This is a genomic window from Rhizobium sp. 21-4511-3d, from assembly GCF_053522545.1.
Genome location: NZ_JBNWCF010000006.1, coordinates 313,579 through 328,552 on the forward strand (window position 1 = coordinate 313,579; position 14,974 = coordinate 328,552).

Below are 14,974 nucleotides of genomic sequence, written 5' to 3' on the forward strand. Positions count from 1 at the left end.
TCCTTGCTTTGTGTGCCGCGTCAGGCGGCCCGGCGGTCATACGCGGGCTTGTGAATGATCGAGCGGATCTCTTCTCTGAGAGCGACGAAATCCGGATTTGCGAGGATCGGCCCGATTTCCCCGGTGCCCGCGAATTCCCGCACGAAATCGGCCTCGTATCGTGCAACCACCCTGCCCGGCCGCGGCGACATGACGAGGATGTGGGTGCCGAGCGTCAGCGCCTCTTCGATCGAGTGAGTAATGAAGAACACCTGCTTTTTCGTCTCGGCCCAGACCGAGGCGAGCAGCTGCTGCATGGTTTCGCGCGTCAGGCTGTCGAGGGCGCCGAATGGCTCGTCCATCAGCAGCACTTTCGGATCCGTCGCCAGGGCGCGGGCGATGCCGACGCGCTGGCGCATGCCACCGGAGAGTTCATAGGGAGGCTTGCTCTCGAAATCGGAAAGCCCGACAAGCTTTAGAAGCTCGCGCGCCTTCTGGTGCCGTTCCCTTTTACCGACGCCCTGATACCGCAGGCCGAGCGCGACATTGTCGAGAACGCTCGACCAGGGAAGCAGCGTATCCTTCTGGAAGACGACACCGCGATCACCGCCCGGCCGCGAAGCCGCCACGCCGTCGATCAGGATCTCGCCTTCGGTCAACGGCTGGAAGCCGGCGATGGCATTCAGCAAGGTCGATTTTCCGCAGCCCGAGGCACCGAGCGCGACGACGATCGAGGCCGGCGGGATGTCGAAGGAGACGTTGTCGAGCGCGTGGACGGAGCTTCCGTCGGCTGCATCGAATTTCACGGTGGCGTGTCGGACTTCAAGCATGTCGTGTCTTCCGCAAATGGGAAATGGCGGCCGGGTCGGGCCGCCATTTCGTCAGACGTTCAGTTCGAGGCGAGTGCTGCGGCAGCAAACTGCGGATCGACGAAGCTCGCGTAGCTGTCCTTGACCGCAGTGATCTTCTTCTGCTCCTTCAGGAAGCCGGCGGTATCCTTCAGGGTCTTGGCGACGCTGCCCTTGTCGCCTTCGCCCAGCCAAGCGGCCGTTACCTGCTCCTGCAGCGGAACGACGACGGTCGTGTTCAGCCAGCCGGCATTTTCCTCGGGCGTGCCGCCCTGCAGCTTGGCGATTGCCTTGATGTTGTCGGAGGACGCAGTCCAGTTGTTCGGGTTCTTGGCGAAATCGACATAGTACTTGTCGATCAGGCCGACATATTTCGTCAGGAATTCGGCATTCTTTTTAGCGAAGTCCCCGGTTACCACGAGCGCGCTGAAAACAGGCGCGCCGCGCTTCGAGACTTCACCGGAGGTCACCAGAACCTTGCCGTCCTTTTTCAGCTCGGTCAGCGCCGGATCCCAGACGAAGGCACCGTCGATATCGCCGCGCTTCCAGGCGGCAACGATCTGCGGCTGCGGCATGGCGATGACCTGCGCGTCCTTTTCGGTGAGACCTTCCTGCTTCAGATAGGCAAGAAGCTGGTAATGGTCGGTGGAAACGGGCGCGGCCGAGAACTTCTTGCCCTTGAGATCGGCGGCGGACTTGATATCGGGGCGCACGACCAGCGCTTCGCTGTCGCCTGCACCGGCCGTGATGTAGATGCCCTTGACGTCGAGATCCTTGCTGACCGAAGCCGCATAGGGGCTCGAACCGACGTCGCCGAGCTGCACGTCGCCGGAGGCGATCGCCGCGAAGATATCGGCGCCGGAATTGAAGCGGCGGAATTCGATATCCCAACCGGTCTGCTTGGCGAGATCGCCGTTTGCAATACCGACCAGATAGGGCACGGCGCCGGTCTGATAGGCGATAACGACCTTCTTTGCTTCATCAGCATGTGCGGCAGTGATGAATGACGCAACGAGACCGATCGTCCCGAGCAATGTCTTGATACTCATGGTGTCACCTCAATGTTCTCGTCAACCCCTGCGGTGACGTCCCAATGAGATTTCCATAATGTCTATTTATATTATAGATTATATTTTCTAAAAACAGGCAACCTTCGGAAAAGAGTCATTCCGGAAAAGCGACAAGCTTAGCGCTGACATTGCGGCACGGCGGTCTGCCGGAGCGTTTCATGGGCGCTCCGGCACCGATTACTTGGCAGCGATCGCGGTCATTTCGACGAGCATATCCGGATGGGCAAGCCGTGCCTCGACGGTTGCGCGCGCCGGCGCATGGCCTTCCGCAACCCAGGCGTCCCAGGCTTCGTTCATCTCGTCGAAGCCCGCAATGTCGGCGAGATAGATTGTGACGCTGACGAGATTGTTCTTGGTGACGCCTGCCTGCGCCAGCGTGTCGTCCATGCTGGCGAGTACCTCGGCGGTCTGCACCTTTACCGACTGGCCACGGGTTTCTTCCGCCGTATGGCCCGCGAGGAAAATCAGATTTCCGACAACCACCGCGTCGCTCCAGCGCGCTGCCAAGCCAATTCTTTCGATCATCAAACCACCCTTCTCTCTTTAAAACAGCCTTCTCGCAGGGTTTGGCACAGGCCGCCCACTCATCACAAGGCGGGAATATTTTTCCTGCTTTGCCGCCCTCGTGAAATTTCATCCCTGTTCAGCGCCGCCCCGTCGCGGCATAAGTCCCCTCATTGAAGAGAGGCGCCTTGCCTCTCCAGCCGCCTACACTGAAAGCCTGTTGTCATGCGCCGGAACCGTGATTGTCTTCGAATGTGCAGCCTGATTGGCTAATGTGCGCATGAGCGGTTATAGAACCGCGAGTTTTTGAAGACCAACCTCCGAGAGCATATCATGACAACTGAGCACGCGGGCCACGAACTGGCTGCCGGCGCCGCATCAACCGGTCGTTCCCAGGGCAATTTTGCAGGCACCGATCATCCGGTGCCGATGGTCGCCTTCGAAGGCGCCGGAAAGCGCTACGGACCGGCAGGCGAAGGCGGGTTTACCGCTGTCGAACATGTCGATCTCACCGTCGGACGCGGCGCCATCACCGGCATCATCGGCCGGTCGGGCGCCGGCAAGTCGACCCTGATCCGCATGGTCAACGGCCTGGAGACCGCCACATCCGGCAAGGTTTTCGTCGATGGCGTCGATGTCGGGGCGCTCGGCGAAGATGGCCTGCGGGGGCTCCGCCGCCAGATCGGCATGATCTTCCAGCACTTCAATCTTCTCTCTTCGCGCACCGCTTTCGACAACGTGGCGCTGCCGCTGGAAATCGCCGGCGTCGACAAGCAGGCGATCCGCGCCAAGGTCGGCCCCCTGCTCGATCTCGTCGGCCTCGGCGACAAGGCCGGCAGCTACCCTTCGGAACTTTCGGGCGGCCAGAAGCAGCGCGTCGGCATCGCCCGCGCTCTGGCAACCGATCCGAAGCTGCTGCTCTCGGACGAAGCGACCTCGGCGCTCGACCCGGAAACGACGCAGTCGATCCTCGAACTGCTGAAGCGGATCAATGCCGATCTCGGCCTGACCGTTCTGCTGATCACCCATGAGATGGAAGTGGTGAAGACCATCGCCAGCCATGTGGCCGTCATCGATGCCGGGCGGATCGTCGAGTCCGGCCGCACCTTCGACGTCTATACCAACCCGCAGCACGAGACGACGCGCACGCTGCTCGCTTCGGCGCTGAAGCTGCCGCAATGGCTGCGCTCGACGATCAAGCCGCAGCCTTCGGCGGGCGACCGGGTGCTGGTGCGCCTCGTCTTCTTCGGCGACACGGCCTTCAAGCCACTGACCGGCAGGCTGGTCGCCGAGCTCGGCTCCGACGTCAATATTCTCGCAGGAGCGATCGAGGAAATATCGGGCGAGCCCTTCGGCTCGCTGGTCGTTTCCTATTCGGCTGACCCGGATGTCGTCGCCCGCGCCAACAGGTTCTATACTGAAACGGGCCTCAAGACGGAGGTGCTCGGCTATGTCGCCTGATATGATCTTCAGCCTGCTTTCCAAGGCGCTGATGCAGACCCTGCAGATGGTCTTCGTCGCCGGCATCGTCGGCTCGATCATCGGCCTGCCGATCGGCGTTTTCCTGGCCACATCGGGCAAGGGCGAACTGTTCCCGGCGCCGGCGACCAACCGCGTGCTTGGCCTCATCGTCAACGCGGCGCGCTCGACGCCCTTCATCATCCTCGTCGTCGCCATCGTGCCGCTGACGCGGCTGCTCACCGGCACCTCGATCGGCACCTGGGCGGCGATCGTGCCGCTGACCATCGCCACCATCCCGTTCTTCGCCCGCCTGGTCGAATCCGCGATCCGCGAGATCGACAAGGGCCTGATCGAAGCCGCCCGCGCCATGGGCGCCACACCCTTCCAGATCGTCTTCAAGGTGCTGCTTGCGGAAGCGCGACCCAGCATACTGATGGCGCTGACGATGACCATCGTCAGCCTGATCGGCTACTCCGCCATGGTCGGCGCCGTCGGCGGCGGCGGGCTTGGAGACCTTGGCATCCGCTTCGGCTACCAGCGTTTCAATCCCGAGATGATGGTGATCGTCGTCGTGGTGCTGATCGTGCTGGTGCAGGTGGTCCAGAGCGCCGGCGACGGCCTTGCCCGGCGCTTCGACAAGCGCAACCGCAAGAACTGATTATTCGCATACCCATAAACATACCAAGGAGACATCCATGAAGAAGTTCATCATTGCAGCCGCGATCGCGGCCTTTGCCGCCGGTTCGGCACTTGCCGAGGACATCAAGGTCGGCGTGACGCCGGGCGAGCACGCGCAGATCATGGAAAAGGTCGCCGAAGTCGCCAAGACCAAGGGCCTCAACATCGAGATCGTCGAGTTCTCCGATTATGTCGTGCCGAACCAGGCGCTCGCCGACGGCGACATTCAGGCCAACTCGTTCCAGCACCAGCCCTATCTCGACAACCAGATCGCCGACCGCAAGTTCGATCTCGTCAGCATCGGCACGACGATCACCACCCCGATGGGCGTCTATTCCAAGAAGGTGAAGAGCCTCGACGAACTGAAGGAAGGCGCCACCGTCGCCATCCCGAACGACCCGACCAACGGCGGCCGCGCGCTTCTGGTTCTCGCCAGCAAGGGCCTGATCAAGTTCAAGGAAAACCCGGGCATCAAGGTCACGGTTGCCGATATCGTCGAGAACCCGAAGAAGATCGACTTCGCCGAAATCGACGCCGCACAGCTGCCGCGCTCGCTCGATGATGTCGACGCTGCCGTCATCAACACCAACTACGCGATGGAAGCCGGCCTGCACCCGAAGACCGACGCGATCGCCATCGAAGGCGAAAAGTCGCCCTACGCCAACGTCATCGTCGCGCGCGCCGCCGACAAGGACGCCCCCTGGGCCAAGACGCTCGTCGAATCCTACCACGACGAAAGCATCCGCAAGTTCATCAACGAACAGTTCAAGGGCGCGCTGATCGCGTCCTGGTAAGGCCTGCGCGATCTCGTCAAGACACGGAACGGTCCGGCCTCGCCGGGCCGTTTTTGCTTTCACCGGATCGACAGGAAGCCGCCGGGCTCGGAATGGTCGTAGAGCACGAAGCCGATGAGCAGCGTCAGCACGATCAGGGTCGTCAGGGCTTCCGATACGATGAGCCGTCTCATGACATGCCTCACAAATCATCCGGCGAGGGATCGCCGGCCATCTCGCGCAGTTCGGAGGCGCTGAGCGCGATCAGCGCCTCATATTGATCGCCGATCATCCTGTTGAACTTCCTGCGGACACCGAAATCCTGCGATGACCCGAGGGTCTCCATCGTGTCGATCGTTTTCAGGATGTGATCCTTGATACCACTGGGCTCTGATGTCATCGGGTACTCGCCACCAAACGCTGCACTCAAGGCGCCGGAGCGCTCCGCGTCAGGCGGAAGCGCCACGCATTGCACTGTCACTATCTATCCAAATGCCGGCAATATCACCTTGGTCCTTCGGCTTAAGCCTGAAGCCGGGTGTCCCCTATTCGGCATTCTCGACGAAGAAGTCGATGAGCGCGCGAACCGCGGGAGAGTTGCCCTTGCGCGTTGCAAAGGCGAGATAGACTTCCTCATCCGCCGGGCTCCAGTCCGGCAGGATGCGGACAAGACGGCCGGCCGCCAGATCGTCACGGCAGGTTATCTCCGGCAGCATGGCGATGCCGAGGCCCGAGCGCAGCGCGGCGAGCACGGCCGGAATGCTGCGGCAGGCGAGACGCGCCCGCTTCTTGACGATCGCGACCTCCTTGTTCGGGCCGGTCATCTGCCAGGTATCTTCGTCGTAGAGGCTCGTCGCCGTCAGCAGCGGAAGCTCTTCGAGCTGCGCGATCGAGGTGATCGCGCCCGCCTCCTCGATAAAGGCCGGGCTTGCGACCAGGACCGACGACGCCTTGGCCAGCCGCCGCATGACGACGCTCGACTGCGTTTCGCGTTCACGGCTTGAGCGGATTTCGAGATCGATGCCTTCGCCGACCAGGTCACTGTTGTGCTCGACACCGACGACTTGGACAGAGACCTCAGGATAGCGGCTCAGAAAATTCTGGATGGTGCGGGTCACGACGAGATCGACGAAAGGCATCGGGCATCCGAGCCGGATCAGACCCCTCGGGCGCTCTTGCGCGCTGATCACCGCGTTTCGCGCATCCTCGGCGGCCTGAAGGATCGCCACGCAGCGTTCGTAGAAGTCTCTTCCGATCTCGGTGACACGAAAATTGCGCGTCGATCGCTCGATCAGGCGGGTGCTCAGCTCGTCCTCGAGCTTCTGGACCCGGACGCTGAGTTTCGAGCGCGGAATACCGAGATTGCGGCTTGCCGCCGCGTAGCCGCCATGTGCGACGACAGCGGTGAAATACCGGATGTCGTTCAGGTCGTTTGCCGGCATTGCTGCCTCCTGTGCGTCGCCCGATGCGACAATTCCTGGAACGGCACTCCGGTAGCGCATCGGAATGTCTTAGTCATCAGCGATAGATGATGCGGCGGGGGCTCGCCCGTGGCATGGAGCTTGCAGTAGGTTAATAAAAACCTCGCTTTTGCGGATACCTGTCATGCTTCGACACGCATTGTCAAAATTAGCAGCCGTTTTGATGCATCTTGCGTCGGTCCAGGGGACACATGCTGCCGAAAAGTGGCAGGTCTTCACCCCTCCTCCGCCGATGCCCGTCGCCGACGAGAGCGGCCTGGCGGATGTGAACGGCATTCGCATGTATTATGCGATCTACGGCAAGGGCCGGGGCAATCCGATCCTCCTGGTGCATGGCGGCATGGGAACCGGGGATGTCTGGGGCTTCGAAGTGCCGCGGCTTTCTGAGCATCATGAAGTCATCGTCGCCGACAGCAGAGGCCACGGGCGTTCGACGCGCACCGAAGCGCCCTATACCTATCATATGATGGCCGAGGACTATGTGGCCCTGCTCGACAAGCTGAAGGAGCCGAAGGTCTCGCTGGTCGGATGGAGCGACGGCGCGATCATCGGCCTCGACATCGCCATGAACCACCCGGATCATCTGGCGAAACTCTTCGCCCACGCGGCCAATGTCACGCCCGACGGCCTGAACGACGACCCCGACATGACGGCGCTGACCGCCGCCGGCGCGCGCGACGAAACGGAATACAAGCGCCTGTCGCCCACGCCGGACGACTTCTCGAATTTCAAGGCGGCGATCCAAAAGCTCTGGGCCACCGAGCCCAACTACACGGCCGCCGACCTCGGCAAGATCACGGTGCCAACCGAGATCGTCGTCGGCGATCATGACGAGTTCATCCTGCCGGAGCATTCCCGCTACATCGCCTCGGCCATCCCGGGCGCCAAGCTCGTCATCCTCAAGGATGTCAGCCATCTGGCGATCTACCAGGACCCCGACCAGTATATCAAAGCGGTCGAAGACTTCGTGGATGGAGACGGCGCGAGCGCGACGAGCGCATCGAGGCCCTGACCGGGCGATCAGTCCATCGAGCGGAATGTCTCGAAAATCAGCGCCCGCAGCCAGCGATGGACGGGATCGGCATCCATCCGCGGATGCCAGGCCTGCACGATATCGAAACCCGGCATGGCAAAAGGCAGATCGAAGGTCGCGATCTGGTCGACAGCGGCCGATCTCAGGTAGGACTTTGGGATCGAACCGATCAGATCCGATGTCGAGGCGACGGCAATCACCGCCGGAAAGCTCGGGACGATCAGCTTCACCTCGCGGTGGGCGCCAAGCTCCGCCAAGGCCCTGTCGACAGGACCGGAAAAATCGGCCTGGGGGGAGAAGACGACATGGCCGCAGGCGGCATAGGCGCCGACAGTCAGCTTGCCCGCGTCAAGAATGGGGTGGCCGTGTCTGGCAACACCGACATAGCGGTCTTCAAACAGCGTCTGGCAGCGCAGCTCGCCGGCGTCGGCGGGCAAGACCCCTATATCGAGATCGACGGCCGCCTCTCGCAGGGGGTGCACGTCCTTGTCCGATCGCGGCGCGAAGCGAAGGCGGATGCCCGGCGCAGCACCGGCGACGGCAGCGCTCAAGGTCGCGGCGTAGAGAAGCACGAAGGCCTCGTTGGCGCGGATGGTGAAGTCGCGGCTGATCTCGCGGATATCAAGCGTTGCCGCCGGGCTCAGCACCCTGACCACAGCCTCTTTCAGCGCGTGGACGTCTGCGGCGATGGCGAGAGCATGCGGGGTGGCGACCATGCCGCGGCCGGCGGGCACCAGGATCGGATCGCGCAGCGCGGTTCGCAGGCGCGACAGCGTTCTGCTCATTGCGGAGGTGCTGAGGTTCATCCGGCGCGCGGCGGCCGAGACGCTCTGCTCCTGCAGCAGGGCATCCAGAGCGACCAGCAGATTGAGATCGACTTCCGTCATGGCTGGACGATATTGATGAATGGCGCTTGATGCAACGGTACTTTTACTTCGTTGCGTCTGGCGCAACTCGTCCGCAGAGCGTAGCTATCGGGCATGGAAACCAAAGGGAGTGTCCTGATGTCCCTCGCTTCAACAATGCCCGTCGCCGATGAGCCCGGCCTGAAGTCGGCGCGCAGCCGGATTGCCGTCGCGCTGATCCTGTCGACTATCGTTCTCGTCGTCCTCGACGGCGCGATCGCCAATGTCGCCCTACCGTCGATCGCGCTCTCGATGCAGGCCGATGCCGGCAGTACCGTCTGGGTCGTTTCGGCCTATCAGCTGGCCGTGCTTGTCGCCATTCTGCCCTGCGGGGCGCTCGGAGAAATCTACGGCGCCCGACGGGTCTTCCTCGCCGGTGTCGCGCTGTTTACCGCAGCCTCGGCGGCCTGCGCCCTTGCCGGCAATCTGCCCGTTCTGGTCGTTGCCCGTTTCGCGCAGGGCCTCGGCGGCGGCGCAATCATGGCGCTTGCGATGATGAACCTGCGCGCCGTCGTGCCCGAACGATCGCTTGGGCCCATCATCGGCGTCAACGCCATGGTGATCGCCATCTCGGCGGCTGCCGGCCCCGGCATTGCCGGTGCGATCCTCTCCGTGACGCAATGGCCGTGGCTCTTTGCCGTCAACCTGCCGCTCGGCGCTATCGTTCTGATCGGTGGGCGGCTGCTTGGGAAGATGGAGCGCGCCGATCGCCCGCTGAACACTAGGGCGCTGCTCCTGAACACGCTGATGTTCATCCTGTTCTTCTGCGGCACCGAACGGATCGCCACCGCGCCGGTTACCGGTGTCGCCCTGATCGCCGCCGCACTCGCCTGCCTCGCCGCCTTGCTACGTCTCGAACGCGGAAGCCGCACGCCGATCATCCCGACCGATCTTCTGGCGGAACCGGCCTTTCGCGTTGCCGTCATCGCCTCGGTCTGCTGCTTCAGCGGTCAGATGCTGAGCTACATCGCCCTGCCCTTCTACCTGCAGCACAGCTATCGGATGACCCCGGTTCTCGCCGGCCTCTACATGATGCCCTGGCCGATCGCGACCGCCATCATTGCGCCGATGTCCGGCCGCCTCACCAACCGAGTCAAGACGGCCTGGCTCTGCGCCACCGGCGGCGCTCTTCTGGCGCTCGGTCTTCTGATCATCGGCTTTGCGCCATCGGACCCGCATGCCATCGCGTTCCTGACGGGCACTGTGATTTCCGGCTTCGGCTTCGGATTGTTTCAGACCCCGAACAACCGGATCCTGCTGTTGTCGGCACCGAAGGCCCGGAGCGGCGCGGCTGGCGCCATGCAGGGCACGGCACGGCTTCTCGGTCAGACTTTGGGCGGGATTTCGATGTCGATCATCTTCACGCTGCTGCCGATATCGATTGCGCTCGAAACGGCAATCCTCACGGCCAGCGCCTGCGCTGCCGTGGCAAGTCTGGTGAGCCTCAGCCGTGGACGGTATGAAGTGGCGGGGAAAGCGTAAACAGCGCCGGAGCGGTGGCGTCGGGGATCAGTGCAATCCCGGCGCCCCAGTTACCTTCCAGGAACCATCGGCCGGGCAGGCAACGCCATCGAACCGCGTCGTGCCTTCCAGGCTTTGGCTGCTCGTCACGAACCGCCGGCATCCGTCCGGACCATCGCCTGCAGCGTCGATCTTTTCGATAACACCGGCGCTGCCCGTCGAAGGATTGGCCCAGGCCAGGGTACTCGCACCGACTGGCGCATTGCCGACAGCATCGGCGATAACCGACTGATCCGTCATCGGAGCCGGCTTCGGCACGGAAGACGTGACCGCCACTGTTTCCAGCGGCTCGGTATGCGAACACGCTGCCAGCGGCAGCAGGAACATCAGGCAGGCAAGGAGCGGCGCAATCGGCTTTTCTGTCATGGAGTCATCCAGTTTCAAAAGTGCCTCTGACACAGCAATGTGTTCAGAAGCGGGCCACTTCGTCGATCCCATGCCGCCATGGTTAGTATGGTCTTAATGTCTGCTGCTACCGCAGGTCAATATGGCGGGAGCAGTTCTTCAAGTGCTTGTGGTGGCGTCGAATTCCCCGATCGGCCTTGGCGATGCGGCAACCTCCCCTTCGGCATCCCGATAAAAAGATTCGATCGCGCCGCCAGAGGTGCTATCTACGTCGCGGGCACGCTTCAGGAGCGGCCGTTTGTCAGGGCGCTTGTGGGAGGCAGTCCTGACGGAGGAGAGTTTTCGTTTTTGGCCGCGATAGATTGCGGTCGTTCCCTCTATGCTCAACGAGGTCCAGATTTCATGAAAACCTATACTGTCAAGAACACGTCGCTCAGCGTTTCCAGCGTCATCCTCGGCCTGATGCGCATCGCCGAGATGACCGATGCGGAGATTCGCGGGCTGTTCGATGCCGCGGTCGAGGCTGGTGTGACCGTCATCGACCATGCCGATATCTACGGCGGCGAGCGCCACCGCTGCGAGAAGCGCTTCGGCGAGGCCGTGAAACTATCGGCGGCCGATCGTTCGCGGATCAGCATCCAGAGCAAGGTCGGCATCCGCCGCGGCTGGTTCGACTTTTCGCGCGAACATATCCTGCAGTCGGTCGACGGCTCGCTTGCCGCGCTGAAGACCGATTATCTCGACGTACTGCTGCTCCACCGCCCGGATACGCTGGTCGAGCCTGAAGAAGTGGCCGACGCCTTCGAGACGCTGCACAAGGCAGGCAAGGTGAAGCATTTCGGCGTCTCCAACCACACGCCGGGCCAGATCGAGCTGTTGAAGACCGCGGTCACGCAGCCGCTGCTGTTCAACCAGGTCCAGCTCAGCATCACCCATGCCAATCTGATCGCCCAGGGCGTCGCCGCCAACATGGCCGGTCTCGACCAGTCGATCTCGCGCGATGTCGGCCTTCTCGATTATTCGCGCCTCAACGGCATGATGCTGCAGGCATGGTCGCCCTTCCAGAAGGGCTTCTTCGACGGCGTGTTCATCGGCGACCGCAAGGACTTTGCCGAGCTCAACGACGTGCTCGACGAGCTGGCCGCCAAATACGGCGTGACGCCGACCGGCATCGCGGTCGCCTGGATCACCCGTCATCCGGCCAATATCCAGGTCGTCCTCGGCACCACCAAAGCCGCGCGCGTTCGCGAAAGCGTTGCAGGTTCGGATGTCGATCTGACCCGCGAAGAATGGTACCGCCTGTTCCGCGCTGCCGGCAACAAGGTGCCGTAAGATCGGGTGATCCCGTGTCAGCGATGCCCTTTGCGGGGCATCGCTGCAATCAATCCAGGCGCTGCAGGGCGCTGCCGAGATCGCCGAGCCGGGCGAGCAGCAGCGCCATCTCATCGGTATGATCCTGTGAGAGCCGGCCGACAGAGCCGCTGCGTTCCCAGAGCCGCTGCAGCCGCTGGCTGAGACCCGCCGCGTCCTGCATCATCTGCAGGATCGCCTCGCGGTTCTCCCAGGTGGTGACCACCGCTGGCGGGATCTCGTCATATTGTCCGTAAAGCTGCTCGTCTAATCTCAGCATGATGGATCCTATCGTCGAACGGCCGGCGCTGCGCGCGGGGCGGAAAACTGCCGGGACAAATTCTTGAGCAATTCCAGAAGGCAGGGACGGGCCGAGCGGTAGAAGATCAGCTGTCCCTCGCGCCGTGTCGTTACCAGATCGGCCTGCCGCAACCGGGCCAGATGCTGCGACAGCGACGACTGGCCCATGCCGAGCTGTTCCGCCAGATCGCAGACACTCATCTCTTCTTCGTTGAGGATGGCCAGGATTTCCAGTCGCTTGGGGTTACCCATTGCCAGCAAACGCATGGCATACGCCTGGATCATTTCTCGATCGGCCATCGGCAATCGCATCCGTCAACGGTTGATTGAAACAAACGCATAAAAAACGGGGCGGCCGTCTACCAGCTTGGGGTTGCGCAGGTGGACGGCCGGCGACTGCTGCCGCGGCAAAGCAAGCACTTCAGAATCGCATCTCTAATAAATGGGAATTTTTCCCATATGTCAATTAGCGGACGCTTCCGCAAGCGCCTCAATCGGGCGCTGGTCCAGGGGGGCCTGACGGCGGACCGCCCGGCCCGCCGAAGCCACCGGGTCCGCCAAAACCGCCTGGAGGATGGCCGACACTGCCCGGCGGGGGGCCACCCGGAGGCAGACCACCAGGCGGTGGGCCGCTACCGGGTCCAGGTCCGAAACCAGGGCCATTGAACTGCGAACCGTCGAAGGGGCGCCCATCAGGCGGCGGACCACCGGGTTGACCATTCGGACCCGGACCTCCGGAGGGACCGAAATCCGTCCGCATGCCGTTGCGGGGATCCATCAGCCGCCCGCCGTCACGCACGGCGATATCGGCAAAGGCATGGCCACCGGGACCGAAGCGCATCGGACCTCGCGGCGGGAAACGGCCGATCCCGAGCACGAGCGAACTGCTGCCCTGCCGGCCATAGGTCTCGACATTGACGATGCCGCGTTTCAGCCCGGGGACAAGAGGCTCGACGGCGACCGTCGAGACAGCCGTCAAGCCGGCTATAGTCTGGAAGCGCACCAGGGCCGGACGGCCAACAATCCCGAAGTAGCGCGGCCCGAGTGAAAGACCGCCGATCGCAACGCCGGCGCCTCTCGGCTCGGCGACACCACGCACATGCTGTCCGGCACCCGCCGGGCGTGGCTCGATCCGCCGCGCGACGATCTTGCCGTCAGGCTTGCGGATGCCGAAGACCGCAACGACATCGCCGACCTTCAGCGAACCCGTGTCGAGCCCGTGGGTCGCAACCCGCTGATGCAGGATCGATAGGCTCCGGGAGCCGATCCGGTCGATGCGGCCCTGCACCTCGCTGGTGATGCTGATCCGCCGTGCCCGGCGTCCGTCGAGGAGGACGCGCACGACATGGCCGATCTGCATCTCCCGTGTCGAAACCCGCTTGCCGTCGATCGTGACGGGCGTCCTGCGGGTAAAGGGGATGTGGACGTCGTTGACGATGATCGAGCCGAAGCCCTGGATCGTGCCGACGATGCCCGTACCGCCGATGCCGTGGTCCTCGTTCTCGCCGCCATGAACGGAAAGGCCGGAGCCGCCGATACCATGGTCGCCGTTGCCGCTATTGCTGCCGCCGCTCTTGCCACGGGCGTCGGCAGGCAGGGCACCGAAGAGCTGCAGCGCGACGCTGCCGAGCAGGAGCTGGCGTCTGGAAAGCATGGGAGGCGTCATGGCTTGCCCTCCCCGGCTCCGGTGGAGGCATCAGGCGCGACGGTCTCGTTCATCACGTAGACGCCGGTGATCCAGCGGCCGTCGCCACCCGGATCCTGCTGCACCAGCTGGTGGGCGATCTTGTTGAGCTTCAGGAGCATCGCCATCGTCTCTTCCCGCGCCATACCGTCGAGTCGCGCGGCAAGCTCCGGCGAGATCCGGTCGTAGTGGACCGCGCGCTCCAGATGCGGGGGGCTGTCGCTCAGGACGTTGGTGACGGCCGCAAGCGCGTGGTCATGCAGGTTGCGGGTGAAATAGTGGCGGCGGGCATCGTCGGCGGCGCTCGGCACCACGGAGGCAACATCGAGCGTCACCCGGCCCTCGGCGTCGATTAATGCGGTGCCGCGGTCGAGCCATTCGTCCAGCACGGCGCGCGGGTGCACGTCACGCGTCACCTCGGTGACGAGCCGTTCGAACGATGGGGCATCGTCGGGCGCGGTACGCGGCAGCGGCAGCGGCTTGCCGTTTTCGTCGCAATAGGTCGGGTCGGCGAGCCAGCGGGCAATGACACGGCCGGTCTGCGAGACGGCCGGCGGCAATGCCGCCTCGGAGAGCGGCTCACCGCGCAGGCGGCTGACATCCTTGCGGTGGATGCCGGTCAGAAGCGAGATGCGGCTATCCGTCTGCTGCTTGGTGGCAAGCGCAAAGTCATTTTCCGCCACTTCGATGTAAAGCCTTCTCAGCACCGCCGAAAAAGCCGGAAAGCCGAGCCCGGACGACAGGGCGAGCTTGACCAGCGGCCGGAGCACGCGGATCAGCATGGCCTGCAAGTTCTCCTCGGAGAACGGACGTTTCGCGCGCGGCGTCGGCATCGGATATACCCGGTCTAGCAAGGCCGCCGACCACTGTAACGGGCTGACGGCCATCGATATGCCGTAAGCGAAACCATGCGCTGCCGCAACGCCCCGGCCCTGGCCGGAAAGGTTTCAAATAATGCCATGACCGGCCAGAGGAGCGCACTGCTAAGACACCCCTCCGGCCGGCCTTCAGCCGATGCGCCGGATATCATCTCTTGCTGAAA

17 protein-coding genes are annotated in these 14,974 nt (G+C 63.1%); 6 read left to right on the forward strand and 11 right to left on the reverse strand.

Translation table 11 applies throughout. From position 1 onward, the window contains the following. Nucleotides 1–20 precede the first annotated feature (20 nt). From ACQZ5H_RS15940 to ACQZ5H_RS15950, 3 genes are all read right to left on the reverse strand, one after another. Complete coding sequence (locus ACQZ5H_RS15940; RefSeq protein ID WP_449098322.1) at nt 21–809, reverse strand: taurine ABC transporter ATP-binding protein; 789 nt, start codon at nt 807–809, stop codon at nt 21–23. Nucleotides 810–868: 59 nt separating this feature from the next. Further along, complete coding sequence (locus tag ACQZ5H_RS15945) at nt 869–1,876, reverse strand: taurine ABC transporter substrate-binding protein (protein ID WP_449098323.1); 1,008 nt, start codon at nt 1,874–1,876, stop codon at nt 869–871. A 198-nt stretch (nt 1,877–2,074) separates the two neighbouring features. After that, nucleotides 2,075–2,422: a RidA family protein gene (locus ACQZ5H_RS15950; RefSeq protein WP_130281724.1), complete on the reverse strand. Its 348-nt coding sequence runs from the start codon at nt 2,420–2,422 to the stop codon at nt 2,075–2,077. 408 nt (nt 2,423–2,830) lie between these two features. On the opposite strand from ACQZ5H_RS15950, the gene ACQZ5H_RS15955 reads away from it, so the two are divergent. Genes ACQZ5H_RS15955 through ACQZ5H_RS15965 form a run of 3 tightly spaced genes read left to right on the forward strand, consistent with a single transcriptional unit; the run spans nt 2,831 to nt 5,334 of the window. Further along, complete coding sequence (locus ACQZ5H_RS15955; protein ID WP_449098370.1) at nt 2,831–3,862, forward strand: methionine ABC transporter ATP-binding protein; 1,032 nt, start codon at nt 2,831–2,833, stop codon at nt 3,860–3,862. Continuing rightward, on the forward strand, nt 3,852–4,520 hold the full coding sequence (locus ACQZ5H_RS15960; protein ID WP_112711271.1) for a methionine ABC transporter permease: 669 nt from the start codon (nt 3,852–3,854) through the stop codon (nt 4,518–4,520). Before ACQZ5H_RS15955 ends, ACQZ5H_RS15960 begins: the two co-directional genes overlap by 11 nt. A gap of 37 nt (nt 4,521–4,557) precedes the next feature. Then, nucleotides 4,558–5,334, forward strand: a complete 777-nt coding sequence (locus ACQZ5H_RS15965) for a MetQ/NlpA family ABC transporter substrate-binding protein (RefSeq protein WP_449098324.1) — start codon at nt 4,558–4,560, stop codon at nt 5,332–5,334. A 181-nt stretch (nt 5,335–5,515) separates the two neighbouring features. On the opposite strand, the gene ACQZ5H_RS15970 is transcribed toward ACQZ5H_RS15965, so the two are convergent. Beyond that, nucleotides 5,516–5,713: a hypothetical protein gene (locus ACQZ5H_RS15970; protein WP_112711273.1), complete on the reverse strand. Its 198-nt coding sequence runs from the start codon at nt 5,711–5,713 to the stop codon at nt 5,516–5,518. A 145-nt stretch (nt 5,714–5,858) separates the two neighbouring features. Beyond that, nucleotides 5,859–6,755: a LysR substrate-binding domain-containing protein gene (locus ACQZ5H_RS15975; protein WP_449098325.1), complete on the reverse strand. Its 897-nt coding sequence runs from the start codon at nt 6,753–6,755 to the stop codon at nt 5,859–5,861. Nucleotides 6,756–6,957: 202 nt separating this feature from the next. Here ACQZ5H_RS15975 and ACQZ5H_RS15980 point away from each other — a divergent pair, with 202 nt between their 5' ends. Next, a complete protein-coding gene (locus ACQZ5H_RS15980) occupies nt 6,958–7,806 on the forward strand; it encodes an alpha/beta fold hydrolase (RefSeq protein ID WP_449098326.1) in 849 nt (282 codons plus the stop codon). A gap of 8 nt (nt 7,807–7,814) precedes the next feature. On the opposite strand, the gene ACQZ5H_RS15985 is transcribed toward ACQZ5H_RS15980, so the two are convergent. Next, nucleotides 7,815–8,714, reverse strand: a complete 900-nt coding sequence (locus ACQZ5H_RS15985) for a LysR family transcriptional regulator (RefSeq protein WP_449098327.1) — start codon at nt 8,712–8,714, stop codon at nt 7,815–7,817. Between the two features lie 192 nt (nt 8,715–8,906). Between ACQZ5H_RS15985 and ACQZ5H_RS15990 the strand changes: the two genes are divergently transcribed. Further along, on the forward strand, nt 8,907–10,214 hold the full coding sequence (locus ACQZ5H_RS15990) for an MFS transporter (protein ID WP_449098371.1): 1,308 nt from the start codon (nt 8,907–8,909) through the stop codon (nt 10,212–10,214). A 27-nt stretch (nt 10,215–10,241) separates the two neighbouring features. On the opposite strand, the gene ACQZ5H_RS15995 is transcribed toward ACQZ5H_RS15990, so the two are convergent. Then, nucleotides 10,242–10,619, reverse strand: coding sequence for an RT0821/Lpp0805 family surface protein (locus ACQZ5H_RS15995; protein ID WP_449098328.1), 378 nt, complete (start codon nt 10,617–10,619; stop codon nt 10,242–10,244). 381 nt (nt 10,620–11,000) lie between these two features. Here ACQZ5H_RS15995 and ACQZ5H_RS16000 point away from each other — a divergent pair, with 381 nt between their 5' ends. Next, the gene (locus tag ACQZ5H_RS16000; protein ID WP_112711279.1) at nt 11,001–11,930 is read left to right on the forward strand and encodes an aldo/keto reductase; all 930 of its coding nucleotides are present in this window, start codon (nt 11,001–11,003) and stop codon (nt 11,928–11,930) included. A gap of 49 nt (nt 11,931–11,979) precedes the next feature. Here the strand turns inward: ACQZ5H_RS16000 and ACQZ5H_RS16005 are convergent, their stop codons facing one another. The 4 genes from ACQZ5H_RS16005 to ACQZ5H_RS16020 form a co-directional block, all read right to left on the reverse strand. Then, nucleotides 11,980–12,228, reverse strand: coding sequence for a hypothetical protein (locus ACQZ5H_RS16005; RefSeq protein WP_203430506.1), 249 nt, complete (start codon nt 12,226–12,228; stop codon nt 11,980–11,982). Nucleotides 12,229–12,236: 8 nt separating this feature from the next. Continuing rightward, complete coding sequence (locus ACQZ5H_RS16010) at nt 12,237–12,548, reverse strand: ArsR/SmtB family transcription factor (protein ID WP_449098329.1); 312 nt, start codon at nt 12,546–12,548, stop codon at nt 12,237–12,239. Between the two features lie 190 nt (nt 12,549–12,738). Next, on the reverse strand, nt 12,739–13,914 hold the full coding sequence (locus tag ACQZ5H_RS16015; protein ID WP_449098330.1) for a DUF5666 domain-containing protein: 1,176 nt from the start codon (nt 13,912–13,914) through the stop codon (nt 12,739–12,741). Next, entirely contained in the window at nt 13,911–14,765 is an 855-nt protein-coding gene (locus tag ACQZ5H_RS16020; protein WP_449098331.1) for a DUF6502 family protein, read from the reverse strand. The genes ACQZ5H_RS16015 and ACQZ5H_RS16020 overlap by 4 nt, the downstream gene beginning before the upstream one ends. Between the last annotated feature and the right edge of the window lie 209 nt (nt 14,766–14,974).